Source organism: Cognatilysobacter bugurensis (assembly GCF_014652095.1).
In the GTDB taxonomy this organism is placed as follows: domain Bacteria; phylum Pseudomonadota; class Gammaproteobacteria; order Xanthomonadales; family Xanthomonadaceae; genus Cognatilysobacter; species Cognatilysobacter bugurensis.
Genome location: NZ_BMYD01000001.1, coordinates 223,548 through 247,919, shown reverse-complemented (window position 1 = coordinate 247,919; position 24,372 = coordinate 223,548). Strand labels below are relative to the sequence as shown.

24 protein-coding genes are annotated in these 24,372 nt (G+C 69.7%); 7 read left to right on the top strand and 17 right to left on the bottom strand.

The features are described 5' to 3' along the window. The first annotated feature begins 186 nt into the window (after window positions 1-186). Window positions 187-2,259, top strand: coding sequence for a 3-hydroxyacyl-CoA dehydrogenase NAD-binding domain-containing protein (locus IE075_RS01275; RefSeq protein WP_189452539.1), 2,073 nt, complete (start codon window positions 187-189; stop codon window positions 2,257-2,259). A gap of 97 nt (window positions 2,260-2,356) precedes the next feature. Here IE075_RS01275 and IE075_RS01270 read toward each other — a convergent pair whose 3' ends face one another. The 13 genes from IE075_RS01270 to IE075_RS01210 form a co-directional block, all read right to left on the bottom strand. Further along, a complete protein-coding gene (locus IE075_RS01270; protein WP_189452537.1) occupies window positions 2,357-2,716 on the bottom strand; it encodes a PilZ domain-containing protein in 360 nt (119 codons plus the stop codon). Then, a complete protein-coding gene (locus tag IE075_RS01265) occupies window positions 2,713-3,762 on the bottom strand; it encodes a DNA polymerase III subunit delta' (RefSeq protein ID WP_189452535.1) in 1,050 nt (349 codons plus the stop codon). The genes IE075_RS01270 and IE075_RS01265 overlap by 4 nt, the downstream gene beginning before the upstream one ends. Beyond that, complete coding sequence (gene tmk / locus IE075_RS01260; protein WP_189452533.1) at window positions 3,759-4,412, bottom strand: dTMP kinase; 654 nt, start codon at window positions 4,410-4,412, stop codon at window positions 3,759-3,761. The genes IE075_RS01265 and tmk overlap by 4 nt, the downstream gene beginning before the upstream one ends. Next, complete coding sequence (gene mltG, locus IE075_RS01255) at window positions 4,409-5,458, bottom strand: endolytic transglycosylase MltG (RefSeq protein ID WP_189452531.1); 1,050 nt, start codon at window positions 5,456-5,458, stop codon at window positions 4,409-4,411. The genes tmk and mltG overlap by 4 nt, the downstream gene beginning before the upstream one ends. After that, window positions 5,455-6,291, bottom strand: a complete 837-nt coding sequence (gene pabC, locus IE075_RS01250; protein ID WP_189452529.1) for an aminodeoxychorismate lyase — start codon at window positions 6,289-6,291, stop codon at window positions 5,455-5,457. Before pabC ends, mltG begins: the two co-directional genes overlap by 4 nt. 30 nt (window positions 6,292-6,321) lie before the next feature. Beyond that, window positions 6,322-7,674 (bottom strand): aminodeoxychorismate synthase component I, encoded by a 1,353-nt coding sequence (locus tag IE075_RS01245; RefSeq protein WP_189452527.1) that lies wholly within the window; start codon window positions 7,672-7,674, stop codon window positions 6,322-6,324. 228 nt (window positions 7,675-7,902) lie between these two features. Next, window positions 7,903-9,156, bottom strand: coding sequence for a beta-ketoacyl-ACP synthase II (gene fabF, locus IE075_RS01240; RefSeq protein ID WP_189452525.1), 1,254 nt, complete (start codon window positions 9,154-9,156; stop codon window positions 7,903-7,905). Window positions 9,157-9,390: 234 nt separating this feature from the next. Beyond that, complete coding sequence (acpP, locus tag IE075_RS01235; RefSeq protein WP_189452523.1) at window positions 9,391-9,630, bottom strand: acyl carrier protein; 240 nt, start codon at window positions 9,628-9,630, stop codon at window positions 9,391-9,393. Between the two features lie 124 nt (window positions 9,631-9,754). Next, window positions 9,755-10,498 (bottom strand): 3-oxoacyl-ACP reductase FabG, encoded by a 744-nt coding sequence (gene fabG, locus IE075_RS01230; protein ID WP_189452520.1) that lies wholly within the window; start codon window positions 10,496-10,498, stop codon window positions 9,755-9,757. Between the two features lie 61 nt (window positions 10,499-10,559). Continuing rightward, complete coding sequence (gene fabD, locus IE075_RS01225) at window positions 10,560-11,522, bottom strand: ACP S-malonyltransferase (protein WP_268244900.1); 963 nt, start codon at window positions 11,520-11,522, stop codon at window positions 10,560-10,562. A gap of 181 nt (window positions 11,523-11,703) precedes the next feature. Beyond that, entirely contained in the window at window positions 11,704-12,684 is a 981-nt protein-coding gene (locus IE075_RS01220; protein ID WP_189452519.1) for a beta-ketoacyl-ACP synthase III, read from the bottom strand. A gap of 207 nt (window positions 12,685-12,891) precedes the next feature. After that, the gene (gene rpmF / locus IE075_RS01215) at window positions 12,892-13,086 is read right to left on the bottom strand and encodes a 50S ribosomal protein L32 (RefSeq protein ID WP_189452517.1); all 195 of its coding nucleotides are present in this window, start codon (window positions 13,084-13,086) and stop codon (window positions 12,892-12,894) included. A 39-nt stretch (window positions 13,087-13,125) separates the two neighbouring features. Then, window positions 13,126-13,647 carry a YceD family protein gene (locus IE075_RS01210; protein WP_189452515.1) on the bottom strand — a complete coding sequence of 174 codons (522 nt, stop codon included), beginning with the start codon at window positions 13,645-13,647 and terminating at the stop codon, window positions 13,126-13,128. Window positions 13,648-13,782: 135 nt separating this feature from the next. Here IE075_RS01210 and IE075_RS01205 point away from each other — a divergent pair, with 135 nt between their 5' ends. Both IE075_RS01205 and IE075_RS01200 read left to right on the top strand, forming a co-directional pair. Further along, complete coding sequence (locus IE075_RS01205) at window positions 13,783-14,160, top strand: hypothetical protein (protein WP_189452513.1); 378 nt, start codon at window positions 13,783-13,785, stop codon at window positions 14,158-14,160. After that, entirely contained in the window at window positions 14,157-14,732 is a 576-nt protein-coding gene (locus IE075_RS01200) for a Maf family protein (protein ID WP_189452511.1), read from the top strand. The genes IE075_RS01205 and IE075_RS01200 overlap by 4 nt, the downstream gene beginning before the upstream one ends. Here IE075_RS01200 and IE075_RS01195 read toward each other — a convergent pair. The 3 genes from IE075_RS01195 to IE075_RS01185 all read right to left on the bottom strand — a co-directional run bounded on the left by IE075_RS01195 (window position 14,729) and on the right by IE075_RS01185 (window position 19,389). Continuing rightward, on the bottom strand, window positions 14,729-16,525 hold the full coding sequence (locus tag IE075_RS01195; RefSeq protein ID WP_189452510.1) for a glycosyltransferase 87 family protein: 1,797 nt from the start codon (window positions 16,523-16,525) through the stop codon (window positions 14,729-14,731). The genes IE075_RS01200 and IE075_RS01195 overlap by 4 nt on opposite strands. Then, window positions 16,515-17,417, bottom strand: coding sequence for a glycosyltransferase (locus IE075_RS01190; protein WP_229792254.1), 903 nt, complete (start codon window positions 17,415-17,417; stop codon window positions 16,515-16,517). Before IE075_RS01190 ends, IE075_RS01195 begins: the two co-directional genes overlap by 11 nt. A gap of 100 nt (window positions 17,418-17,517) precedes the next feature. Continuing rightward, a complete protein-coding gene (locus IE075_RS01185) occupies window positions 17,518-19,389 on the bottom strand; it encodes a glycosyltransferase family 39 protein (RefSeq protein ID WP_425489328.1) in 1,872 nt (623 codons plus the stop codon). 43 nt (window positions 19,390-19,432) lie between these two features. Between IE075_RS01185 and IE075_RS01180 the strand changes: the two genes are divergently transcribed. From IE075_RS01180 to IE075_RS01165, 4 genes are all read left to right on the top strand, one after another. Beyond that, window positions 19,433-20,386, top strand: coding sequence for an AAA family ATPase (locus IE075_RS01180; protein ID WP_189452507.1), 954 nt, complete (start codon window positions 19,433-19,435; stop codon window positions 20,384-20,386). A gap of 3 nt (window positions 20,387-20,389) precedes the next feature. Then, window positions 20,390-21,355, top strand: coding sequence for a DUF58 domain-containing protein (locus IE075_RS01175; RefSeq protein WP_189452505.1), 966 nt, complete (start codon window positions 20,390-20,392; stop codon window positions 21,353-21,355). Window position 21,356: 1 nt separating this feature from the next. Next, on the top strand, window positions 21,357-23,324 hold the full coding sequence (locus IE075_RS01170) for a transglutaminase TgpA family protein (RefSeq protein ID WP_189452503.1): 1,968 nt from the start codon (window positions 21,357-21,359) through the stop codon (window positions 23,322-23,324). Between the two features lie 67 nt (window positions 23,325-23,391). Then, the gene (locus tag IE075_RS01165; RefSeq protein WP_189452501.1) at window positions 23,392-23,877 is read left to right on the top strand and encodes a Slp family lipoprotein; all 486 of its coding nucleotides are present in this window, start codon (window positions 23,392-23,394) and stop codon (window positions 23,875-23,877) included. A gap of 63 nt (window positions 23,878-23,940) precedes the next feature. On the opposite strand, the gene IE075_RS01160 is transcribed toward IE075_RS01165, so the two are convergent. Next, window positions 23,941-24,291 carry a histidine triad nucleotide-binding protein gene (locus IE075_RS01160; protein ID WP_189452498.1) on the bottom strand — a complete coding sequence of 117 codons (351 nt, stop codon included), beginning with the start codon at window positions 24,289-24,291 and terminating at the stop codon, window positions 23,941-23,943. Window positions 24,292-24,372: the final 81 nt, after the last annotated feature.

Here is a 24,372-nt window from a genome sequence, read left to right as displayed (position 1 = left end):
CAGCTCGGCCAGGGCCGAACACTGGGACAAGCCCGTGGGGAAAAAGTTCAATCGTCGCGACGGGGCGACGGCGCTCACGCGATTCAGCGGCCCGTTGCCGGGGCGCGAACGCACCCGCGAATTGACGCCGATGAAACTCGCTCGGGATGATAGCGGCTTGTTCCATACCTGAACGGATGGTGCGGCATGTCGAACGACGCCCACGGACACACGAGTTTCGACGGGCTGCGCCTGCAGCACTGGCAGGCGCAGCGGCGCGACGACGGGGTGCTCGTACTCGCGCTGGACCGCGCAGGCGAATCCGTCAACGCACTGTCGCAGGGCGTGCTCGTCGAACTCGAAGGGCTGCTCGAGCGCCTCGCATTCGATCCGCCCAAGGGCGTGGTTGTCGCCTCGGCGAAGCCGAGCGGCTTCATCGCCGGCGCGGACATCGGCGAGTTCCAGACATTCGACCGCAACGGCACGGTCGTCGACGCGATCCGCCGCGGCCAGGCGGTGTTCCAGAAGCTCGCCGACCTGCCCTGCCCAACCGTCGCCGCGATCCACGGCTTCTGCATGGGCGGCGGCACCGAGCTCGCACTCGCCTGCCGATACCGCGTCGCGAGCCGTGACGCGTCGACGCGCATCGGCCTGCCGGAAGTGAAGCTCGGCATCTACCCGGGCTGGGGCGGCAGCGTGCGTCTTCCACGGCTCGTCGGCGCGCCGGCCGCGTTTGACCTGATGTTGACCGGCCGCTCGCTGTCGGCGTCGGCCGCTCGCGGCATCGGCCTCGTCGACAAGCTCGCCGAACCCGCGCTGCTCGTCGACGAAGCCGCGAAACTCGCGCTGCGCGGCACGACCCGGCCGGTGAAGCAACGTGCGATGGGCTGGCTGACGAACACCTGGGCCGCGCGGCAGGCGCTGGCCCCGGTGCTCACGAAGCAGGTCGCGCGGAAGGCGCGTCGCGAGCATTACCCGGCCCCGTATCAGCTGATCTCGACTTGGCAGCGCACCGGCGGCGGGATGCGTCGCAAGCTCGACGCCGAGCGCCGCTCGGTCGTGAAGCTCGCTTCGACGCCCACGGCGCGCAACCTCATCCGTGTGTACTTCCTGCAGGAACGCCTCAGGTCGCAGGGCAGCAAGGACCACGGCGTGACGCACGTGCACGTCGTCGGCGCAGGCGTCATGGGCGGCGATATCGCGGCGTGGTCGGCCTACAAGGGTTTCGAAGTCACGTTGCAGGACCGCGAGCAGCGCTTTGTCGACGCCGCGCTCGAGCGCGCGCAGCAGCTGTTCGCGAAGAAGGTCAAGGACGACGCGAAGCGGCCGGCTGTCGCAGCACGGCTCAGGGGCGACGCCGAAGGCATGGGCGTGCCGAACGCGGACCTCGTCATCGAGGCGATCATCGAGAACCCCGACGCCAAGCGCGGCCTCTACGCGTCGGTCGAGCCACGCCTCAAGCCCGATGCGCTGCTGACGACGAACACTTCGTCGATCGCACTGACCGAACTGCGCGGCGAACTTGCGCGGCCCGCGCAGTTCGCCGGGCTGCATTACTTCAATCCGGTCGCGTTGATGCCGCTGGTGGAAATCATCCGCCACGACGCGATGGACGCCGGCGTCGAACAGCGCCTCGCCGGGTTCTGCCGCGCGATCGACAAGCTGCCGGTGCCGGTCGCGGGCACGCCGGGCTTCCTCGTAAACCGCGTGCTGTTCCCCTACCTGCTCGAAGCAGTGACGGCGTACGCCGAGGGCATCCCGGGTCCGGCGATCGACAAGGCCGCGCTGAAGTTCGGCATGCCGATGGGCCCGATCGAACTCGTCGACACGGTGGGCCTGGACGTCGCGGCCGGCGTCGCCCGCGAGCTCGCGCCGTTCCTCGGCCTCAGCGTCCCGGCCGCACTCGCCGCGCAGGCGGAGCCCGGTCGCCGCGGCAAGAAGGACGGCCAGGGCCTGTACCAGTGGGAGGACGGCAGGGCCGTCAAACCCGACCTGCCCGAGGGCTACACGCCGCCCGCCGATCTCGAGGATCGGCTGGTGCTGCCGCTGCTCAACGAGGCCGTCGCCTGCCTCCACGACGGCGTGGTCGAGGACGCGGACCTGCTCGATGCCGGTGTGATTTTCGGCACCGGCTTCGCGCCGTTCCGTGGCGGCCCGATCCAGTACATCCGCGAGACCGGTGTCGATGCGGTGCTCGCACGCCTCAAGCAGCTGCAGGCGCGACACGGCGAGCGCTTCGCACCGCGTCCGGGTTGGGATTCGCCGGCGCTGCGCGGCTGAGGTCGAAAACAAGCGCGCCACCGGAGGTCCGGTGGCGCGAGGAGTAGTCGTTGCCCAAGGCGGCGGCGCGATGCGCGCCGAACCGCAGCCGTCTCGGCTACATCGTATACGTGCCGCGGTCCGCGCCGAGTTGGCCCGCGAGCAGCGTCTCGATCTTGCCGCGCACGGCCTCGCCGTCGGGCGTCTCGGGGAACTGCACGCCGATGCCTGCGGGACGATTGCCCTGCGCGCCCGCCGGGGTGACCCACACGACCTTGCCCGCGATGGGCAAGCGCTCGGTGGACTCGGGCAACGTCAGCAACAGGAACACTTCGTCGCCAAGAAAGTAGCGCTTCGGCGTCTGCACGAAGATGCCGCCGCTCTTGATGTAGGGCATGTACGCGCCGTACAGCGCCGCCTTGTCCTTGATCGCCAGGTTCAGGATGCCCTGGCGCGCCCCACCGCCCGTCGCGCTCATCGCCGTCGTCCTCCCGCGGCTGCGCCGCCTGTTCCATGCCCGACGCCGCTGCGCCAGGCCATCAGCAATTCCACCACGGCCAGATCCGCGCGGACCGTCGTGCGCAACTGCTCGCGCACCCGGTTTGCGTGGTCGAACCAGACCCCCAGACTGCGCACGCGCTGCGCATCGGTCAAGCCGGCGGCTTCGGCGGCTGCCAGGTCGGCCGCGTGCACGAGCCGCAGCGAGGCTTGGCCATCCGCGATCCATCGTTGTGCCACCTCGACCGCACCCGCTTCGCCCCGCGCGATGCGCTGGAGGTCGGCCGCCACCTCGCGCCGGAGCGCCAGCCCATCGCCTTCAAGCCACTCGCGCGCGATGCCCGGATGACCACGCGCGGCTTCCAGCGCCTCGCGAGCAGCGGAGTCCGCGAAACCGCAGTCGAGCAGCCACTGCAACGACTCGTCCGCCGCCGGCAGCGTGAATTCGAGCCTTTGGCACCGGCTGCGCACCGTCGCCGGCAGGCGCACCGGATGCGCGCTGACGAGCCACAGATAACGCCCCGGCACCGGCTCCTCGAGCGTCTTGAGCAGCGCATTGCAGGCGGCATGGTTGATCGCATCGGCCGGATCGATGATCGCCACGCGCGCTTCCCCGAACTGCGGCGTCAGCGCCAGCTCCTCGCCGAGCCGACGCATCTGCTCGATCACGATCTCGCCCCGCATCTTCGGCGGGCGCGCCTTGTCGTTGTGCTCGAGTCCGATCAGCAGGAAATCCGGGTGCGTGCTGTGACCGAACGGCTGCGCGAGCGAGCCGTCTCCGCGCAACTCGACGGGATCGCGCTGGTGGCGCTGGGCGAACAGCCGGCACCCGCGGCAGACTCCGCACGGATCGCCGCCCGGCGGCCGAGCCAGGCACAGCACGCGCTGCGCGAGCCGTTCGGCAACCGCGCGTTTGCCGAGCCGGGCGGGCCCCGCGAACAGCAGGCCGTGCCCGAGGCGCCCGGCGTCGAGCGCGGCGGCCGCGCGATCGTGCATGCGCTGCTGCCAGGGCGCGAACGCCGTCATCCCATCGCCTCCAGATGCGCGCGCAGGTGCGCGACGGCAGCCTCGGCGACCTCGTCCGCCGGGCGTGATGCATCGACGACGCGGAAGCGCTCGGCGTGTTGCGTGGCCCGCGCCAGGTATGCGCCGCGCACCGTGTCGAAGAACGCGTCGTGCTCGGCTTCGATGCGATCGGGCGCGCCCCGGCCGGCGATGCGTGCACGACCCACGGCGACAGGCACGTCGAGCAGCAGCGTCATCGCAGGCTCGATGCCGACGACGCGACGCTCGAGCGTCTCGATGAGCGCTGCATCGCCGCCGCGCGCCGCGCCCTGGTACACATGGCTTGCGTCGGTGAAGCGATCGCTGAGAACCCAGTCACCGCGCGCCAGCGCGGGCGCGATCACCGTCGAAACGAGTTGAGCCCTGGCCGCGAACATCAGCAGCAACTCGGCGGGCGGCGTCGGCGCGTCACCATCGGCCTGCAGCAACAGGCCGCGGATGCGCTCGGCGAGCGGCGTGCCGCCGGGCTCGCGCGTGCAGACGACGGTTTCCCCGCGCGCCTCCAGCGCCGCCCGCAATGCGGCGAGCACGGTCGACTTGCCCGCGCCCTCACCGCCTTCAAGGCTGATGAACCGCGCCGGACGGCCGAGCGCAGACGCGGCTGCCGTCACTGCGCTGCCTTGCGGGCCGCGCGGTAATTGCGCAGGTACTGCGCCACGTTCGCCTCGTGCTCGGCGAGCGACTTCGCAAAGAGGTGTCGCCCGCTGCCGTCGCCGACCGCGACGAAATACAGCGCGTCGCCGTCCGCCGGCTGCGCGACCGCGTTGAGCGCGTCCACACCGGGCATCGCAATCGGCGTCGGCGGAAGGCCGGCGCGCGTGTAGGTGTTGTACGGCGTGTCCGTCTGCAGGTCGCGCTTGCGGATGTTTCCGTCGTACGACGCGCCGATGCCGTAGATCACCGTCGGATCGGTCTGCAGGCGCATGCCGATGCGCAGTCGCCGCTCGAACAATCCGGCGATGCGAGGCCGCTCTTCGGCAACTCCCGTTTCCTTTTCGACGATTGATGCAAGCGTCAGCATCTCCTCGGGCGACTTCAGGACGCTGTCGGGACGACGGCGCGCCCAGGCTTCGGCGAGCGCCTTCTCCATCGCGGCATGGGCCCGGCCGAGGACATCGAGATCGCTGTCGCCGGTCGTGTAGAGGTAGGTCTCTGGCAGGAAGCGGCCTTCGGGATGCTGGCCCGCATGGCCGAGCGCCTTCATGAGCTCGGCATCGCTCATCTTCGCGGCCTCCTGCTCGAGCGGCTCGGCCCGCGCGAGGGCCGCGCGGAGTTCGCGGATGTTCCAGCCTTCCACGATCGTGACGCGCCGCTGCACGACGCGACCTTCGCGCATCTGCGTGAGCAGTTCACGCGGTGTCATGCCGGGTTCGAGCCGGTACTCGCCCACTTGCAGCCGGTCGGCCGCTCCGAGCTGCTTGGCCAGCGCGCTCCACTCGAACGCCTGCCCGTTTTCGACACCCACCTCGCGCAGCTTGCGCAGCACGCTCGTCAACGCGTCGCCGCGTTCGATGACGAGTGTTTCGCCTTCCTCGATACCCGCAAGCGGCGCGTCTGCGAAGCCCGTATAGCGCTGCCAAGCCCAAACACCGGCAATGCCGAGCGCAATCAACAGCAGCAGGACCAGTCCACCGAAGGACGCACGTTTCCGGGTCACGAAAGCTCCAGGGCGAAGGCGGGATGTTCGTCAGCGAGGCGTTCGCGCAGCGCGCGCACCTGCGGGTGCGGCGGCCATGTGCGCTCGCCAAGCTGAGCGACCGGCAGGATACCGCGCACCGCGTTGCACACGAACACCGCATCGGCCTGCTCGACGTCCGCCCTCGACAGCCGTGCCTCAGCGGCGCCGAGCCGCTCGATGGCCCAGCCGCGGCAGACGCCGGCGACACCGCAGCGATCGACGAACGGCGTCTGCCAACGTCCGTCGCGCAGCACGAACACGTTCGCGGCCGTCGCGCACACGAGGTGGTCGTCCGCGTCGGTCAGCAGACCTTCGTGCACGGCCGGGTCGGACCACTCACCCCGGGCGAGGACCTGTTCGAGACGGTTGCAGTGCTTGATGCTCGCGAGCGCCGGCTGGACAGCGAGCCGCAGCGTGCACCAGCGCAGCACGAGCCCGCCGGTCGGCGCGGCCGCGGGCAACGCGTGGCGCGAAAGCGCCCAGCTCGGCTCGGCATCGGCCGGCGGCATGTAGCCGCGGCCGCCGCTTCCGCGGGTGACGACGAGCTTGAGCACGCCGCCGCCGCCTGCAAGCAATTCCTGCGCCTCGGCTTCCACGCGGCATCGCTCCGGGAGTGCAAAACCCAGCCGGCGCGCGCCGCCCTCGAGTCGCGTCCAGTGCGCGTCCCACCACGGCACGTGGCCCTCGTGTGCGCGCATGGTTTCGAACAGTCCATCGCCGTACGCCGCGCCGCGGTCCGCGAGCGGCCATGCGTCAATCCGTTCTCTACCGTGGAAGCCCACGGCAGCGGCCGCGCCGTCGCCGGGCCTCACGCCACGCACGTCCGATGCATCCGCGCGCGATCAGCCGAGCGCACGCAGCATCCCGCGCGCTTTCGCGCGTGTCTCTTCAAGTTCGCGATCGGGATCGGAGTCGATGACGATGCCGGCGCCGGTGCGGAAACGTAGTGCGTCGCCCTCGAGCGTCGCGCTTCGGATCAGGATGTTGAGATCCATGTCGCCGTCGTGCGCAAGCCAGCCCATGGCGCCGGTGTACGCGCCGCGCGGCTCGCCTTCGAGCTCGGCAATGATCTGCATGCACCGCACCTTCGGACAGCCGGTGATGGTCCCACCCGGAAACACGGCGCGGATGACCTCGCCCGGCGTCACGCCGGCACGCAGCCTGCCGCGGACGTTGCTGACGATGTGGTGCACGTGCGCATAGCTCTCGACCGTCATGAGCTCATCGACCTCGACGGTGCCCGGCGCGCACACGCGGCCGAGGTCGTTGCGCTCCAGGTCGATCAGCATCACGTGCTCGGCGCGCTCCTTCGGATGGCCGACGAGCTCGCCGATGCGCAGGGCATCGTCGTCGCCGGCCACCCGCGGCCGCGTCCCGGCGATCGGCCGCGTCTCCACGACGTCGCCCCGCACGGACACGAGCCGCTCGGGGGATGCGCTCACGACCGCTCGCCCCTTGTGCAGGAAGATGCCCGCGAACGGCGCCGGGTTGTGCTCCCGCAGGCGCCGAAACAGCGCGTCCGGCGCCGGCGTCTGCGCGAAGCGCGCGGCCCAGCCACGCGACAGGTTCACCTGGAACACGTCGCCCGCAGCTAGGTACTCGAGCACGCGCCGCGCCCCGTCCGTGAACCGGTCCGCCGGCGCCTCGTCGATCGCCTGAGGCGGTGTCCACGCCGCCGCCGGGGCAAGCGCCGCCACGCGGTGCGCGTCGTCGACGATGCGATCAAGCCATGCCTGCGCGCCGGGCTCGCACACCGCAGTGCAGGCGCCGGTGCGTCGATCACGCAGCACGGCCGCTGGACACCGCAACGCGACCGCCACAGGCCCGTCGTCATGCGGGGTCGGCAGTGCGAGCACGGGCTCGACCTGCGCGGCGCACTCGTACGCCAGCAGCACCGCCCAGCCACCGGCAAACGGCAGGCCCGTCGGATCGTGTGCGTCGTGGCCGACGCGCTCGCGTCGCCACGCCGTGTCGAGTTCGTGGAAGAAGTCCGCGCCCCGCGCCTCGCCTGCCGTGTTCCGGACGACGCCATCCGCATCAAGTTCCAGGCATTCCCCGTCGCTCAGAAGCAGCAGGTCCCAGCGGCCCTGCGCGGTGCCAGAGGCGGAGGATTCGAGCAGCACCGGGTAGCGCGCAGGCGCAAGGCGATGCAGGTCGAGCAGATCCAGATTCGACAACGGGCGGGTCAGTGACATGCCGGCATTGTCGTACACGCGCGGCGGTAACGCTCGATTGCCGATCGCGGCGAACCGCCCGTCAGGCGGCGCGAAAAGGCGAGTGCAGCGTGACTCTTCTCAAGCCGCGAGGTTACGCATCGTGGCGCGTGGGCCCTGGACGCGGGCCACGTCGATCGCAGTGGCTGCGTCGACCCGCAGCGCCGGCCGGGACATTGCTGGCCCGGCTACCCGCCACGCAGGCGCCGCTCAGACGCGGCGGAACACCAACGTGCCGTTCGTGCCGCCGAAACCGAAGCCGTTCGACACTGCAACGTCGACCTTCGCTTCCCGCGCGACGTTCGGCACGTAGTCGAGGTCGCAACCCGCGCTCGGATTCTCGAGGTTGATCGTGGGCGGGATGACGCCCGTGTGCAGCGCGAGCACGGAGAACACCGCTTCCGCCCCGCCGGCCGCGCCGAGCAGGTGACCGGTCATCGATTTGGTCGAGCTGACCATCGTGCGGTACGCATGCTCACCGAGCGCGGCCTTGATTGCCATCGTTTCGGCAAGGTCGCCAAGCGGCGTCGACGTGCCGTGCGCATTAACGTAGCCGACGTCGCCCGCATCGACGCCCGCGTCCCGCAGCGCGTTCACCATGCAGCGAGCCGCACCTTCGCCGGTCTCGCTCGGCGCGGTCATGTGGTACGCGTCCGACGTCGCGCCGAAGCCCGCGAGCTCGCAGTAGATGCGTGCGCCGCGCGCCTTCGCGTATTCGTACTCCTCGAGCACCAGCACGCCGGCGCCGTCGCCCATCACGAAGCCATCGCGGCCCTCGTCCCAGGGGCGCGATGCGCGCGCGGGGTCGTCATTGCGGGTGCTCATCGCCTTCATCGAGCAGAAGCCGCCCATCGACGTCGGCGACGAGCCGCGCTCGGCGCCGCCGGCCACCATCACGTCCGCGTCGCCGTATTGGATCATGCGCATCGCCATGCCAAGCGAGTGGTTCGACGTCGCGCACGCCGATACGGCCGAGAAGTTCGGCCCCTTCATGCCGGTGATCAGCGAGAGCTGGCCCGGCAGCATGTTGATGATCGTGCTCGGCACATAGAACGGCGAGATCTTCCGCGGGCCGCCCTCGGCAAACTTCACCGTCTGCTCCTCGATGCCGAGGATGCCGCCGATGCCCGAGCCCAGGAGCGCGCCAACGCGCTCGGCGTTCGACTCGGTGATTTCGAGCCCGGCATCCTGCAACGCCATCAGCGATGCGGCGATGCCGTAGTGGATGAACGGATCCATCTTCCGCGCATCCTTCGAGTTCACCCAGCGGGTGACGTCGAAGTCGCGCACCTCACCCGCGATGCGGGTGCTGAAGTTGGACGCGTCGAAATGGGTGATCGGACCGATGCCCGAACGGCCGTTGACGATGCCGTCCCAGCTGCTCGTGACGTCGTTGCCGAGGGGCGAAACGAGGCCGAGGCCGGTGACGACGACGCGGCGCGAAGTGGCCGAGCGATGGGACATGACGAACTCCCTCAACGGATGCCCCCGGCGGGGCCGGATCGGCAGATGATCGGGTGACTGGCACCGCCGCGGCGACGCTAGCCGCCGCACGCGCGGAAAATGCTGCGCCGGTTTCAGAGCCGACAAGGCGCGCGATGGCCAGGGTCTTCAACGACGCGGGGCCGCAATGCGGCCCCGGTCAAACGGTCACGAGCGCGAATGCATCGTCGCCCGGAACGCCGCGTGCTCGGCGGATTACGACTTGACGTGCGCCTTGACGTAATCGATCGCCTGCTGCACCGAGGTGATCTTCTCGGCTTCTTCGTCCGGAATCTCGCACTCGAACTCTTCTTCCAACGCCATCACGAGTTCGACGGTGTCGAGCGAGTCGGCGCCGAGGTCGTCGACGAACGAAGCGTTGTTGGTGACGTCTTCTTCCTTCACGCCCAGCTGTTCGACCACGATCTTCTTGACGCGCTCTTCGATGCTGCTCATGGATTTTCTCTCCTCCCGGACGGGAATGTTCGACGGAATAGTCTAATGGAAGCCGGACGTTCGCAAGAACATCCGGGGTGCGGCGCGAGCATGCTTGACTCGAGCATGCGCGCGCCGGATTCGGTTACGGCATGTACATCCCGCCGTTGACGTGCAGCGTCTCGCCGGTGATGTACGCCGCCGAGGGCCCCGCAAGAAACGCGACCGCGCGCGCGATGTCCGCCGGCTCGCCGAAGCGGCCAAGCGCGATCTGCCCGAGCATCGCATTCTTCGCATCGTCGGGCAGCGAGCGCGTCATGTCGGTGTCGATGAAGCCGGGTGCGACCACGTTCACCGTCACGCCGCGCGAGCCGATCTCCTTCGCGAGCGACTTGCTGAAGGCGATGATGCCGGCTTTCGCCGCTGCGTAGTTTGCCTGCCCCGCGTTGCCTGTCACGCCGATGACGGACGCGATGTTGATGATGCGGCCTTTACGCGCCTTCATCATCGAGCGCATCACCGCCTTGCTGGTGCGGAACACGCTGGTGAGGTTGGTATCGATGATTGCCTGCCAGTCCTCGTCCTTCATGCGCATCAGCAGGTTGTCACGCGTGATGCCGGCGTTGTTCACCAGCACGGAGATCGGACCGATCTCCTTCGCGATCGAGTCGAGCAGAGATTCGATCGACGCCGCGTCCGACACGTCGAGCACGCGGCCGTGGCCGCCATGGGTCGAGAGGCGCTCGCCGATGGCGTTCGCGCCGTTCTCGCTCGTCGCGGTGCCGATTACGGTCGCGCCCTGCGCGGCGAGCTCGTCCGCAATCGCGGCGCCGATGCCGCGGCTCGCGCCGGTGACGAGGGCGATTTCGCCCTGCAGCGTCTGGGTCATGCTCGTCCTTCTCCTTCGTTGCGACCTTGCGATGGCCGCCGTTTCATCGAATGCGTGGGCTTCAGCGCGTCGACCACTCGGTTGCCGCGGCGTCGAACTCCGCTTGCGTGCCTAGGGCGCGCGCATCGATCGTCTTGTCGATACGCTTGACCAGCCCAGTGAGCACCTTGCCGGGACCGCACTCGCCGATGCGGATCGCACCGCGTTGCGCGAGCGCTTGGACGCATTCCGTCCAACGCACCGGCAAGTAGAGCTGTCGGACGAGCGCATCGCGAATCGATTCCGCACCCTCGTGCACTTCCGCGTCGACGTTCTGCACGACCGGCAGCGCGGGAGCGTGCCACGTAAGTTCTGCCATCGCTTCCGCGAGCCGGTTTGCCGCTTCGCGCATCAGCGGCGTGTGCGACGGGACGCTGACAGCAAGCTTCACGGTCTTCCGCACGCCGCGCTCGGCAAGTTGCGCGAGCGCAGCATCGACTGCGTCGGTGTGTCCGCCGATCACAATCTGGCCCGGCGAATTGAAATTGGCCGGCACGACGACATGGTCGCCCGAAACAGAGGCGCAGACGTCCTGCACGAGTGCGTCGTCGGCGCCGAGCACCGCGGCCATCGCACCTGTGCGAGCGGGCGCGGCGTCCTGCATCAGTCGACCGCGCAGGCGAACGAGGCGCGCGGCATCGGCGAGCGACAGCACGCCGGCGGCGACGAGTGCGCTGTATTCGCCGAGACTGTGGCCAGCGAGCATCGCCGGACGGGCGCGCTCGCCGGCGCACCACAGCCGCCACGTGGCGACGCCCGCGGCAAGCAGCGCCGGCTGCGTGAATTCAGTGGTGTTGAGCTGCGCTTCGGGACCCTGCTGGCTCAGCGCCCACAGATCGACGTCGGCGCCTTCGCTGGCTTCGGAAAACGTCTGCTCGATGAGCGCATTGTGTCCGGCCAGATCCGCAAGCATCCCGACGGACTGCGACCCCTGCCCCGGGAAGACAAACGCGAGTTGCGGATCGATGGCGACAGTGGCGGTCACGCAGGCACCCGGTGCGAAGGACGCGGCATGATACGGGCGATCCCCCGGCGCCGTCTGTACTGACGCGTACAGTCCGCTTCAACCGCGTCGCGCACGCGCGTGCTTCCGGATTCGATTCGCCGTCCTCGCACATGAAAACGCCCCCTTTCGGGGGCGTCGCCAAATCGTGCTTGAAGTGCACTCAATAGCGCACGAGCGCCGAGCCCCAGGTAAACCCGCCGCCGAATGCCTCGAGCAACAGCAGGTGACCGCGCTGGACGCGCCCCGAGCGCACGGCTTCGTCAAGGGCAAGCGGCACCGAGCCCGACGACGTGTTGCCGTGCTTGTCGACGGTGACCACAACCCGCTCCATCGGCATGTCCAGCCGCTTGGCGGTCGCCTCGATGATGCGCAGGTTCGCTTGGTGGGGAATCAACCAATCGATCTCGTGGCGATCAAGGCCGTTCGCCTCGAGCGTTTCCTCAACGACGGAGTCGAGCGCCTTAACCGCGTACTTGAAGACCTCGTTGCCGGTCATCAGCACCTTGACGCCAGCGTTATGTTCCTCGGGCTTGAAGCCCACGGAGACACCGACCGGGTTGTAGAGCAGCTCCTTCTTGCTGCCGTCCGCATGCAGGTGCGTGCTGAGGATGCCGGTTTCACTGTCGGCCTTCAGGACGACCGCGCCGGCGCCGTCGCCGAATACAACGCACGTCGAGCGGTCCGACCAGTCGAGCATGCGCGTGAGCGTCTCCGCGCCGACGACGAGCGCGGTCTTGGCCGCGCCAGAACGAATGAACTTGTCGGCGATCGTGAGCGCGTAGACGAAGCCCGAGCACGCTGCATTCACGTCGAACGCAGGGCAACCGGTTGCGCCGAGGCGATGCTGCAACAGGCACGCGGTCGACGGGAAAATGATGTCGGGCGTGGTGGTGCCGAGCACGATGAGGTCGAGCTCGTCGGCGCGCATGCCGGCCGCCTCAAGCGCACGCGACGCCGCGTGGAATGCGAGGTCGCAGGTCGTCTCGCCCTCGGCGGCAACATGACGTTCGCGAATGCCCGTGCGCGCGGCGATCCATTCGTCGCTCGTGTCGACGAACTGCGCGAGATCGGCGTTCGTGAGCACTTTTTCCGGGAGGTAACTGCCGGTGCCGGCAATGCGTGCGTAAACCTGCTGGGTCATCCGACCTCGCCCCCTTGTCGACCAGCGCCCCGGTCTGCCGCTGCGCCATGCAGGCAGCCGCGCTCATGCATGAACGCGCGAGCCCCAAAGACAGATGCGACCCTGCGGGTCGCATTTGTTCGATACATCGGACCAGCCGGCCCGGTCGGGGCCGGGGCGGTGCCAGGCCCCGAAGCACGTGGTCCGCGCATACGCGCGACCCGCTGCTTATTCTTCGTCGGCGACCTTGGTCGTGGTGCTGATGACCTTCTTGCCACGGTAGTAGCCGTCAGCCGTCACGTGGTGGCGAAGATGCGTCTCGCCGCTCGTGGGGTCGGTCGCCAGCTGCTTGGGGCACAGCGCATCGTGCGCGCGACGCATACCGCGCTTGGACGGAGAAACGCGGGACTTCTGGACAGCCATGGGATTACTCCAAGAAAACGTCGAAAAGGCAGGTAAAACTTACTTCGGATTCTTTTTGAGCGAGGCCAGCGCGGCGAACGGATTGGGACGTTCCGGCTCATCCGGAGCAGCCTGCCCGTCAGTCCACTCGCGCTCGACTGGCTCGCTGTCAGGCCGCACCGGCACCACCGGCACCGCGAGGATCAGCTCGTCCTCGACCAGCTCCGCTGCGCGCAGCATGCCGTCCTCCGGCATCAACAGCGGCTCGTAGCCCGGTGGCAGCGCGGCCTCTTCGGCTTCGCTGCGGATCAGGCCCAGCCGCTGCTCGATGCTGACCGGCAGCACGAACCGCTCCAGCGTGCGCTGGCACTGCAGCGGCAGTTCGGTCTCGATGCGCAGTTCGGCATACGGCACCTTGAGCGCGTCGTGGCGGAACTCGATCGAAAAGCGGACCTCGCCTTCATCGTCGACCAGACTCTCGCCCAGGCGCTTAAGTGCCGACAGCGGCAGGCGTCCTTCGACGCCACGTCGCGCTGCGACCATGCGCCAAGCGTCCAACATCTCGGGCAGGTTCGCTGACATAAGCCGGGGAATGGTAGTGACGCCGTGGGCCCCTGTCAAATCCGTGTGTAGACGCTGCCGGGCCCGCCGCGCCCGGGTTTGCGACGGTGTAGCGCGCGCGTCAGACTGCACCGCCGCCCCGAGCCGTACCGCGCCGTGACTGCCAGCCTCGCCGTCCTGATTCTCGTCGCGCTCGCAGCGGCCGTCTTCGTAATCGTGCGACTCGCGCAACGCCGCCGCGAGCCGACGCCGCGCCAACGCATCATGCGCGATGTACTCGACGCGGCGGATGCGCTCGAGTCACGCCTGCGCGTGGCGCGCGCTGAAATTGAAGCGGTCGCGGGCGAAGACGGCGCCGACCCGGTCGGCGAGGCCATGCGCGAAATGCTGCGTCAACGCCTGTGGCTGCGCGACCACGCGCCGACCGCGAGTTTGGACCAGCTGGCCGAGGTGCGCGCGTCGATCGAAACCGCGCGCTCGCGGATCGAGCATCAGCTCGAACGGATCGAGCGCGCCCGCGCACCGATGGCATGACCCGCCCTCTCGTCCTCGCGTCCACCTCGCGATACCGGCGCGAACTGCTCGAACGCCTGCGCGTGCCGTTCGACGTCGCGCAACCGGATGTGGATGAAACGCCCCGCCCCGGGGAGGCGCCGCAGGCGCTGGCCGTGCGCCTTGCCGACGCCAAGGCCGGGGCCGTGATCCGGTCCCGCGACGCCTGGGTGCTCGGCTCGGACCAGGTCGCGGAACTCGACGGACGTCCGCTCGGCAAGCCCGGTGACCGCGCGAATGCACACGCGCAGCTTGCGGCGATGTCGGGCCGCGCCGTGGTGTTCCATACCGCGCTATCCCTCCGCCACCCGGACGGCCGGTGCCACGCAGCGTGCGACCGCACGCTCGTGCGCTTCCGCACGCTCGACGGCGACGAGATCGCGCGCTACGTCGAAGCCGAGCAACCGCTCGACTGCGCCGGTAGCTTCAAATCCGAGGGATTGGGCATCACGCTGTTCGACGCGATTGAAACCGTCGACCCGACGGCGCTGATCGGGCTGCCGCTGATTGCGACCGCACGGTTGCTGCGCGAGGCCGGATTTCGGCTGCCCTAGCCGCGCACGACGCTCACGCGGCACCACTGATAGGGCCGCGCCTCGGCCCCGATCCGGGCGTCCATGAAGCGACAGGACTCGGCATCAAGCTCCAGTCCGTAGGCGCGCAAGGACTGGACGGCCTGGGCAGCTGTGGCTTGATCGAGCGCAAGCGACTCACTCGAACCAGGCCGGTTCGCCGCTAGGCGGCAGCGTCCGGCAGCGTCGCGCGCGACGCTGACCCGCTTGACGCGTGCTGCCACCCAGCCCAGCTCCTGACAACTGTCCAAGCCCAAACGCCGCGCCGTCGCGTCAATCCGCGTTGCATGCGCAGCCTGGCGATCGATGTGCGCCGGCAGGATCGCGAAGCCGTGGCCGCCGCTCGCCCGCATCAACGCAAGCACGCGGCGCCGATACGCGGAGGACTCCGGGAAGTTCGACGCGGCTGCGACGTATCGCCATTGCTCGGGGAGGAATGGAACCATCCATGCCAACGGCTCTCCGCCCACAAGCAGCACGGTGGCCGAGGTAGGCACCGCCGAGACATCAGGCTGCTGGACAGTGAAGTCGCGCTCGCTCCAAGGCGCATGGCCCCAGGTGTTCCATCCCAGCAGCGACACGGCCGCCGTGAGCATCACGGCCCACCGGGCCAAACGGGGCCAGCGAGGGCGGAGCATGCACCACAGCAACAACGGCGCAAGCAACTCCAGCACCACCAGATATCGGTGGATGTTGAACACCAGCATCCAGGCAATGAAGCTCACGATGAAGAACACAAAGATGAAGCGAGTTTCATCGGATGCAGCTCGCCACCGGCCCCTTGCTCCACGCGCCCCCGCGAGCATGCGCACGAGAACGGCTGCGGCGGCGACGTAGAGCGCGGCCCAGATCGCCTGAGGCAGTGGACTGGTACCGACGCGCACCGGATCGATCGTGAACACCAAGGGCCACGTCAGCAGCTCCCCGAGGTGGCGCGGACCCCACTGCGCGTCCGCGACGCCGATCGACTGCGCGAGCGGCGCGCCGAACCAAGCGTTGAACTGCGGGAACAATGGGTTGCCGAAGGCAGACCACAGCGCCCAGTGCCACGACCCAGCCACGACAAGGAACGCCGCTGATGCGCTCGCGCTCAGCAACACGAATGAGCGCACGGGTCGATGGCGCGCGGGCTGCGCGAGCAGTGCGGCGCCCAGACCGACCGCGTAGATCGCATTGGTCAGCTTGAGCGCCACGGCAGTGCCAAGACACACGCCGGCGACCAATAACCAGCCGTCGCGCACCGGCCGGGCATGCACAGGCCAGCATAAAAGCAACGCCACAAGGACGAACACCGCCGTGGTGTTGTCGCCCATCGTGTTGCCCAGCTCGGACAGAAACGCCGCGCTCGTGCATCCCGCGAGCGCAATCCAGAGCGCGACGCGCTGCGGACGCGTTTCGTGGCCGAGCAGCCGCACCGCCACCAAAGCCACAAGCACGAAATTCAGGCCATGCCATGCACCGAGTGCGAGTCCAGCCCATTCCGCGCCTGCATGCCTGACGAGCAGGAAATACGGCACGTCGAGCAGCGGTGTGAAATAGCTCTGGAGCTGCGCGGGCGCGAGATCGAAGCCGATCCGGCCTTCGAGCCAGGCGTAGGCGTTGTACAGGTGATAGTTGCGCAGGTCCCAGTTGCGGTCCTGCCCGAGCAGCAGCGACACGATCCCGCCCAGCAGCACCGCAGCGGCACCCGCGATAGCGAAGTCCCGACCTGGCGCCGGTGCACCCGGCAGTGTCGCTTGGGTGTCCGTCGCGCGGCCGAACAGGTCAGTGCCCATCACCGGGCTCGATCAGCGGAGGCAGCGGCACCGACAGATAGGCCATGTGCTTGAGCTCGACACGCGCGCGCGTGACCGCATCCAGCACGAGGCCGCAGACGAGCGACAAGCCCGCCAGCACCATCAGCGCCGCGCAGAGGATCGCCGTCGGAAAGCGTGGGACGAGACCGGTCTCGAGAAACGTCTCGAGCAGCGGCACGGCCAGCACGATGGAAGTCACCGCGCATGCCGCCGCCCACAGCGAGAAGAACAGCATCGGCCGCTCGCTTTTCCAGAGCCGCACGATGCGCAACAGGATGCGAGCACCGTCCCGCCAGGTGTTGAGCTTGCTGCTGGATCCGTCGGGGCGCGCGCCGTAGTCGGTGTCGACTTCGGCCACGGGCATGCGCAGCTGCAGCGCGTGCACGGCGAGCTCGGTCTCGATGTCGAAGCCGGTTGAGTGCGCTGGAAACGACTTCGCATAGCGGCGCGAGAAGACGCGGTATCCCGACAGCATGTCGCGGAAGCTGCGCCCGAACAGCAGACCGGCGCACTTCGTCAGCAGATGGTTTCCCGCGCGGTGCCCGGCGCGGTACGCAGCGCGCTCGTGGCTGCAGCGCGCGCCGACGACCATGTCCAGCCGGTCCTCGAGCATGCGCGCGACGAGCGCCGGCGCGGCGCCCGCGTCGTACGTGCCATCGCCGTCCACCATCAGGTACACGTCGGCATCGACGTCCGCGAACATCCGTCGCGCGACCTGCCCCTTGCCCTGCAGGAGCACGCGGTGGACTTGGGCGCCCGCGGCGCGCGCGATCTCCGCGGTGCCGTCGTTCGAATTGTTGTCGAATACGTGGACCGTCGCGGTCGGCAGGCTGGCGCGGAAGTCCTGGACGACCCGGTCGATCGTCGCCATTTCATTGTGACAGGGCACGACCACTGCGATCCGCAACGCCGGCAACGAGGACAGACAGCGGGTGCTCACCGGAATTCCCAGGTCGTGATGGCGCGCGAGTTTAGCGCGCAGGGGCGATTTCGACGCGCTGCGCCGGCCACGTCTCGACGCTGCCGTCCGCTGCGTGAACCTGCAGCCTGAGCCAGTGCACGCCGGGCTCGACTCCCCGCGCATCGACGTGCGCCTCGAAGCCGACCAAGGGGTGATTCGGGTCGGTCGAGCGCGGCCAAAGGGCGCCCACGCCGGGATTCGCGATGCCGTACCGCGTCTCGGTGATCGGGCGGCCGTCCAGCAGCACGGTGACGCGCTCCACGCCCACCGCGTCCTTGATGGCCCACCCGCGCACGCTGAACTCGGCAGGCACGCGGGCGCCGGGCGACGGCGCATCGATGTACGCAAGCGCCGGCGTCACGCACGGCCCATCGGCCTGCTTTGCACTCGCGAACGGGAACAGCAGGAAGCGCTGGTGCCCGCGATCGATGTCGACGACACGTGCCGGCGGCAGCCCCTCCATGCGCCGGCATAGGGACTGATAGTGGTCGAGCAGTGCCTTGAGCTTGACCTCGGACGCCGAAACGACCAGCAGCACTGGCCCTTCCAGCTCGCTCCGACCGCTCGCCTCCAACCCCCACAGCCGCAACTGCGGCGCGCGGCCGTGGGCGTGGTTAATCGGGTGGTCGAGCACGGGGATGTCGGATTTGCCGAGCGCGAAGCCGAGTTCGGCGCCGACCTTGAAGCTGTCGGCCACGACGCGCGTGCCGGGTGGCATGCGGGCGAGTTCGGCGCGCACGGCGTCGGCGAGGGTGTCCCAGCCGGCGAAATTTGTCGGGTACCACTTCAGCCCCGCGGTCTTCTCGCGCAGCGACGGCACCGAAACAGCGGCGTAGTACCCGAGCGAGGCGAGCAGGCCCAGGGCGGCGAGCCCGGCGGTCGCCGCTCGCAGCACGCGTGGCCAGCGGGCGAGCGCAGCCGGAAGCAGCGGCAGCAGCGCGAGGTAACCGGGCAGCGGCCAGTGGAAGCTCACGCGCTCGGTGTCGGCGAAAAACCCGAGCACGAAGAAGCCGCCAACCACGAGCAGCCCCAACAGCGCGAAGTACTGCGACGACGGCGTCTTCGCGGCCCACCCGCGCCACCCCGCATGCAGCAGTGCGACGAAGAGAAGCGGCGTCACGAACAGCGCCTGGATCGCGAGGAACAGCAGGCCGTCGGCATGAAACGCCCAAGGGTGGCGGTCGACGAGCTGGAAGCGCAGGCCGGCATCGGCATTGTCGAGGTTCCAGGCAACGAGCGGTGCCCACGCGGACGCGCCGATCGCGAGCGCGGTCCAGACCCGCGGATCGCGCAGCGCACGTCGACCCGCAGGCAGCACCGCAAGCGCGACGAAGCCGACGGCGATCACGGCGATGAAGCGGTAGTGGCTCAGCGCGCCGAGCGCGAGCCCCGCGGCCAGTTCGAGCGACGCGGGCGCGTCCACGCGGCGCAGCAAGCGCGCGCCCGCGTCGACGCAAAGCAAGGTTGCCACCGCCATCGGCGCATCGGGCAGCGCGAGCAGGCCCAGCGACCCGACGAGCGGCAGCAGCAGCGCGAATACGCCCGCCAGCCAGCCCACGTTCGATCCGAATTCGCGCGAGGTGATGCGCATGACGAGCACGGGCACCGCTGCGGCGATGAGCAGGAACGGCAGCCGCAATGCAAGGAGTCGATCGCCGCCGAGCTCGACGCCCAGACGCGTCAGCCATGCAGTCAGGCCCGGCAGGTCGGAGTACGCGGGCGCGAGATGCTGCCCCTCCTGCCAGTAGAACGCCTCGTCGACAAACAGCGGAAGCGTCGAAGCGATGCCCAGCTTCACGACGAGGACGAGCGCCCACAGCGACCAAAACACCAGCCGCATGCGGCCGCCGGCATCGGCGTGAAGGGGTACGGCATCGCGCATGGGCCTGACCTCGTAAACTCGGACGACGAACAGGAGACACGCGATGGCGGCACCTTCTTCGGCGGCGGCAATGCTAACGGATGGCCTCCGCGAGGCCCTCGATCGCGCACAGGCGCAGGTCAATGCGCTCGTCCTCGGCAAGTCGCACGAGGTGCGGCTTGCATTCGTCGCGCTGTTGTCTGACGGTCATCTGCTGATCGAAGACCTGCCGGGCCTGGGCAAGACGACGCTCGCCCACGCGCTCGCGGCGAGCCTCGGGCTCGACTTCCAGCGCGTGCAGTTCACCTCCGATCTGTTGCCGGCCGATGTCGTGGGCGTGTCGGTGTTCGATGCGCAGGCACGCCGCTTCGAGTTCCATCCGGGACCCGTGTTCACGCAGGTGCTGCTCGCCGACGAGATCAACCGCGCACCGCCGCGGACGCAGAGTGCGCTGCTCGAGGCGATGGCGGAGCACCAGGTCACGATCGACGGACGCACGCATCCCCTGCCCGATCCGTTCTTCGTGATCGCAACGCAGAACCCGGTCGACCTGTCGGGCACGTACCCCCTTCCGGACTCGCAGCTCGATCGCTTCCTGCTGCGGCTCGGGCTCGGGTATCCGAACGAAGCCGCCGAGCGCGACCTGCTGGCCGGCAGCGACCGCCGCTCGCTGATCGCGAAGGTCGAGCCCGCGCTGCGCGCCGAGGACGTGGTGGCGCTGCGCAACGCCGTGGGGGACGTGCACGCGAGCGAGGCCCTGATCCATTACGTGCAGGCGCTGCTGGCGCGAAGCCGACGCCACCCGGGGGTCCGCGTCGGCCTGTCGCCGCGGGCCGGGCTCGCGCTGCTGCGGGCGGCACGGGCGTATGCCCTGCTGCTCGGACGCGCGCACGTAGTTCCCGAGGACGTGCAGGCGCTGTTCGGCGTCGTCGCGGCCCACCGCCTGGTGCCCGAAGCGCAGGCCGGAAGCGGCGAGACGCTCGCGAAGTCGATCCTGCACGCGGTGGCGGTGGATTGACGCATGCCGCGGGCGACCGTCCGGCGCTGGCGCACGCGGCTGCAAGCCCTCGCCCGGCCGCGCGCGCCCGAAACGCTGCCGGCCACGTTCGACCGCCGGCGCATCTACGTGCTGCCCACGCGCTTCGGCCTGTTCTACGGCACGCTCCTCGCGGCGATGCTCGCGGGCGCGCTGAACTACAACAACAACCCTGCGCTGCTGCTGGCACTGCTGCTCACGGGCGCGGGGCTGGCGAGCCTCGTCGCCTCGCAGTTGCAGCTGGCCGGGCTGCGCGTCGACGCAATCGACGCACAGCCGGTTGCCGCCGGGACGCCGCTGGAGTTGCGCGTGCACGCGCAGGCGAATGATCGGCGCGTGCGCCGCGGGCTGCGCATCGAAGACGACGTGCACCGCGAGCACGGCGCCGTGCTCAACCTCGTCGACGGCGACGGCCAGGCGGTGATCGCGGTGCCGACCGAGCGACGCGGCTGGCTCGATGCGCCGCGGCTGCGCGTGTCGACCGTGCGCCCGCTGGGTCTTGCCCGGGCGTGGGCCTACGCCTGGTCGGACGCGCCCTTGCTGGTGTATCCGGCGCCCGAGCCGCACGGCCCGCCGCTGCCCGAGGGCGCGGGCGAACTCGCGCAGACGCGGGTGCATCCCAGCGGCGACGACGTCCACCACCTGCGCCCGTACCGGGTCGGCGATGCGCGCCGCGCGATCGCATGGAAGCACTCCGCGCGCCGCGACTCGCTGCTGGTGCGTGAGTACGAACAGCCGCTGGGCACGGAGGTCGTGCTCGACTGGCAGCAGGCGGGCGCGATCCCGATCGAAGCGCGCATTGCGCGTCTGGCCCGATGGGTCGACGAGGCCGAACGAGACGGGCGCCGATACCGCCTCGTGCTGCCGGGCCAACCCGCGCTGGGCCCCGACCACGGGCCGTCGCACCGACACGCCTGCCTGCGCGCGCTGGCGCTGATGCCCGGTGGCTGACGTGCCCGCCCGCACGGCGCTCGATCCCGCCAGCCGCCACGCGGCGGTCGCGACCGGCGCCGTCTGCCTGCTGCCGCTGCTGCTGCACCTGCCGCCGACAATGGGCGCTGCATTGGCCGCGACCGCGGCGGCCGTCGCGGCGCTCGCATGGCGCCGGCCCGTGCCGCAGCTTGTGCGCGTGCTGCTCGCGGTCGCGGCGATCGCCGCCGTGCTGTCGCTGTCGGGCTTCCGGCTCGGACGCGACACCGGGTCCGCGCTGCTCGCGGCGATGATTGCGATCAAACCCGCCGAGACGTTCGCCCTGCGCGATGCGCGGAGTCTGGTCGGATTCGGGTTGTTCGCCCCGTTCGCGACGTTCCTCCTCGACCAGGGACCGCTCGCGCTCGGGCTGGGCCTGGTCGCCGTGCTGCTTGCACTCGCCACCCTGCAACGGCTTGCGGACGTCGAGTCCGGCGACACCGCGGCGCCGCTGCTCAGCCGGCGCACGGCGGTGTCGATCGGCCGCCTCGTGCTGCTCGGACTGCCACTCGCGCTCGCGGCGTTCTGGCTGTTCCCCCGGCTCGGCGCGCCGCTGTGGGGCGTGCCCGACCGCGCCCTCGCCCGCCCCGGGCTTTCGGACGAAATGCGGCCGGGCGAATGGCTGGACCTCCTCAACGATGAAAGCCCCGCCCTGCGCGCGGACTTCGACGGCCCGACGCCGCCGATGTCGGCGATGTACTGGCGCGGCCCGGTGCTGTGGCTGTTCGACGGCGCCGTGTGGACCTCGCCGCGCGGGCTGCGCTTCATTCCACCGGCGCCGGTCGACCCGGTCGCCGCGCCGCGCTGGCGGTACACGATCGAGGTCGAGCCGACCGATCGCCGCCAGCTCGTGGCGCTCGACGTGCCGCTCGACGTCCCGGCGGGCGCGTCCATGGCAGTCGACCGCGTCGTCTACACCCCACGGCCGTTGAGCTCGCTGACACGCTGGCGCTTCGAGTCGGCGCCGGTCGAAGAATTCCAGCCGGATCTGCCACCGGACCTCCGCGCACTCGCGCTGCAGCTGCCGAACGGGTTCAACCCGCGCACGCTCGCATTGGGCCGGCAGTGGCGGCGCGAGGCCGGGCGCGACGACGCGGCGATCGTGCAGCGCGCCCTCGCCTGGATCCGCGCCGAATTCGCATACACGCTGGACGCCCCGCTGGTCGAAGACCGCGCGTCGATCGACGCATTCCTGTTCGGCTACCAGGCCGGGTACTGCGAGCACTTTGCCGGCTCGTTCGTCGTGCTGATGCGGGCAGCCGGCATTCCGGCCCGGGTTGTCACCGGCTACGTCGGCGGCTACCGCAATCCGATCGGCGGTTACTGGGTCGTGCGGCGGTCGGACGCGCACGCCTGGGTCGAGGTCTGGCTGCCCGCGCAGGGCTGGACGCGCGTCGACCCGACTGCTGCCGTGGCGCCCGAGCGCATCTACGACACGCTCTCGGACCGCGCCTCCGCCGACACCGGCCTGCTGGGCGGCCTGGGCTCGGACGCGCCGCTGCGCGACGTGGGCGACTTCCTGCGCCGCGGCTGGAACGACCTGGTGCTCGGCTTCGACGCGCAGCGCCAGGACCGGATGCTGCAATCGATCGGCATCGACCGTCTGGGCGCCGCGCGGCTCGGCGCGCTGTTCGGCGGCGCCTGCGCGGTCGCGCTGCTCGTGATGCTGTGGTTCAGCGCGCGCGGCCCGCGCGAGACCGACCCGCTGCTGCGCGCCTGGCACCGGCTCGTCGCGCGCTACGCGTCGCTCGGCCTTGCACGCGCCCCACACGAGACGGCGCAGGACTGGGCCGCGCGCGTCGCGCAGGCCCGCCCGGAGGCGTCCGAGGCCCTGCTCGCGCTCACCCGCCGTTTCACTGAAGCGCGCTACGCTCCGGGTCACACCGCCGACGAGCGGGCGGCGCTGGTCCGAGACCTGCGTGCGCACCGTCCGACCCGCCGCAACCGGTGACCGCGCACGACGCGCGGAGCCCCCGCAGGGATCGCGACCCGCTGCCGCGCATCACCCGGAGACGCTCATGAAAATCCGCATCGCCACGCTCGCGCTTGCCACGCTCGCACTCAGCGCCTGCGTCACCCAACCCGTGCCGCTGCAAGGCGCGTTCGCGCAGGTCACTCCGCGCCAGGCCGTCGAAACCGAAAGCACCGGCGCGGTCGTGCGCTGGGGCGGCCGCATCGTGCAGGTCGAGCCGCAGGAGAACCGCACCTGTTTCGAGATGATCTCCACGCGCCTCAACACGAACGCGCGCCCGATCTGGGAAACCGACGACGTCGGCGGCCGGTTCATCGCGTGCCGCACCGGGTTCTACGACCCGGCGCTGTTCGAGAAGAATCGCGAGGTCACGTTCACGGGGCGCATCGCCGGCTATGAGAACCGCCGCATCGGCGCTTACGACTACCGCTTCCCGCGGGTCGACGCCGACACGGTCTACCTGTGGCCGGTGCGCGAGCGCGTCGATGTCGTGACGCGTCCGGCGCCGTGGCCGTGGTGGGGTTACTGGTGATCCCGCAGCGGCTCACGCGCAGCGCGAAGCCCGGCTCCGGCCGGGCTTCGTCGTTTCAGGCGATCAGCGCGGCGCGCCGAAGCCGCCGAGCGGCGCACCGGCCAGCAGGTGCAGATGGATCTGGAACACGGTCTGCCCGCCGTGTTCGTTGCAGTTCATGACCACGCGGTAGCCGTCTTCGGCGAAGCCTTCGCGTTTCGCGTAGGCCGCGGCCGCGGTCATCAGCCGGCCCACCGTCTCCACCTGCGACGGATCGAGGTCGTTCAAGGTCGGCACGGTCTCTTTGGGCACGAACAGCACATGCACCGGCGCCTGCGGCGAAATGTCGCGGAACGCGAACAGGTGCTCGTCCTCGTAGACGATGTCCGCCGGGATTTCGCGGCGCAGGATCTTGTGGAACACGGTCTCGGACATCGCGACGCTCCTCATTCGGCCAGGGCGGCAGGATAGCCAGTCCCGCGATGACGCCGTGGGAGGACGGGGCCGCCATCGTCC

Coding starts and splice junctions, on each gene's coding strand:
- fabG (WP_189452520.1), bottom strand. CDS start 10,498: ATGACCCAGACGCTGCAGGGCGAAATCGCCCTCGTCACCGGCGCGAGC.
- IE075_RS01270 (WP_189452537.1), bottom strand. CDS start 2,716: ATGAGCGCGACGGGCGGTGGGGCGCGCCAGGGCATCCTGAACCTGGCG.
- IE075_RS01265 (WP_189452535.1), bottom strand. CDS start 3,762: ATGACGGCGTTCGCGCCCTGGCAGCAGCGCATGCACGATCGCGCGGCC.
- acpP (WP_189452523.1), bottom strand. CDS start 9,630: ATGAGCAGCATCGAAGAGCGCGTCAAGAAGATCGTGGTCGAACAGCTG.
- IE075_RS01175 (WP_189452505.1), top strand. CDS start 20,390: ATGCCGCGGGCGACCGTCCGGCGCTGGCGCACGCGGCTGCAAGCCCTC.
- IE075_RS01160 (WP_189452498.1), bottom strand. CDS start 24,291: ATGTCCGAGACCGTGTTCCACAAGATCCTGCGCCGCGAAATCCCGGCG.
- IE075_RS01220 (WP_189452519.1), bottom strand. CDS start 12,684: ATGACCCAGCAGGTTTACGCACGCATTGCCGGCACCGGCAGTTACCTC.
- rpmF (WP_189452517.1), bottom strand. CDS start 13,086: ATGGCTGTCCAGAAGTCCCGCGTTTCTCCGTCCAAGCGCGGTATGCGT.
- IE075_RS01200 (WP_189452511.1), top strand. CDS start 14,157: ATGACCCGCCCTCTCGTCCTCGCGTCCACCTCGCGATACCGGCGCGAA.
- IE075_RS01275 (WP_189452539.1), top strand. CDS start 187: ATGTCGAACGACGCCCACGGACACACGAGTTTCGACGGGCTGCGCCTG.
- IE075_RS01210 (WP_189452515.1), bottom strand. CDS start 13,647: ATGTCAGCGAACCTGCCCGAGATGTTGGACGCTTGGCGCATGGTCGCA.
- IE075_RS01180 (WP_189452507.1), top strand. CDS start 19,433: ATGGCGGCACCTTCTTCGGCGGCGGCAATGCTAACGGATGGCCTCCGC.
- IE075_RS01185 (WP_425489328.1), bottom strand. CDS start 19,389: ATGCGCGATGCCGTACCCCTTCACGCCGATGCCGGCGGCCGCATGCGG.
- IE075_RS01195 (WP_189452510.1), bottom strand. CDS start 16,525: ATGGGCACTGACCTGTTCGGCCGCGCGACGGACACCCAAGCGACACTG.
- fabF (WP_189452525.1), bottom strand. CDS start 9,156: ATGTCCCATCGCTCGGCCACTTCGCGCCGCGTCGTCGTCACCGGCCTC.
- IE075_RS01245 (WP_189452527.1), bottom strand. CDS start 7,674: ATGTCACTGACCCGCCCGTTGTCGAATCTGGATCTGCTCGACCTGCAT.
- IE075_RS01165 (WP_189452501.1), top strand. CDS start 23,392: ATGAAAATCCGCATCGCCACGCTCGCGCTTGCCACGCTCGCACTCAGC.
- IE075_RS01190 (WP_229792254.1), bottom strand. CDS start 17,417: ATGGCGACGATCGACCGGGTCGTCCAGGACTTCCGCGCCAGCCTGCCG.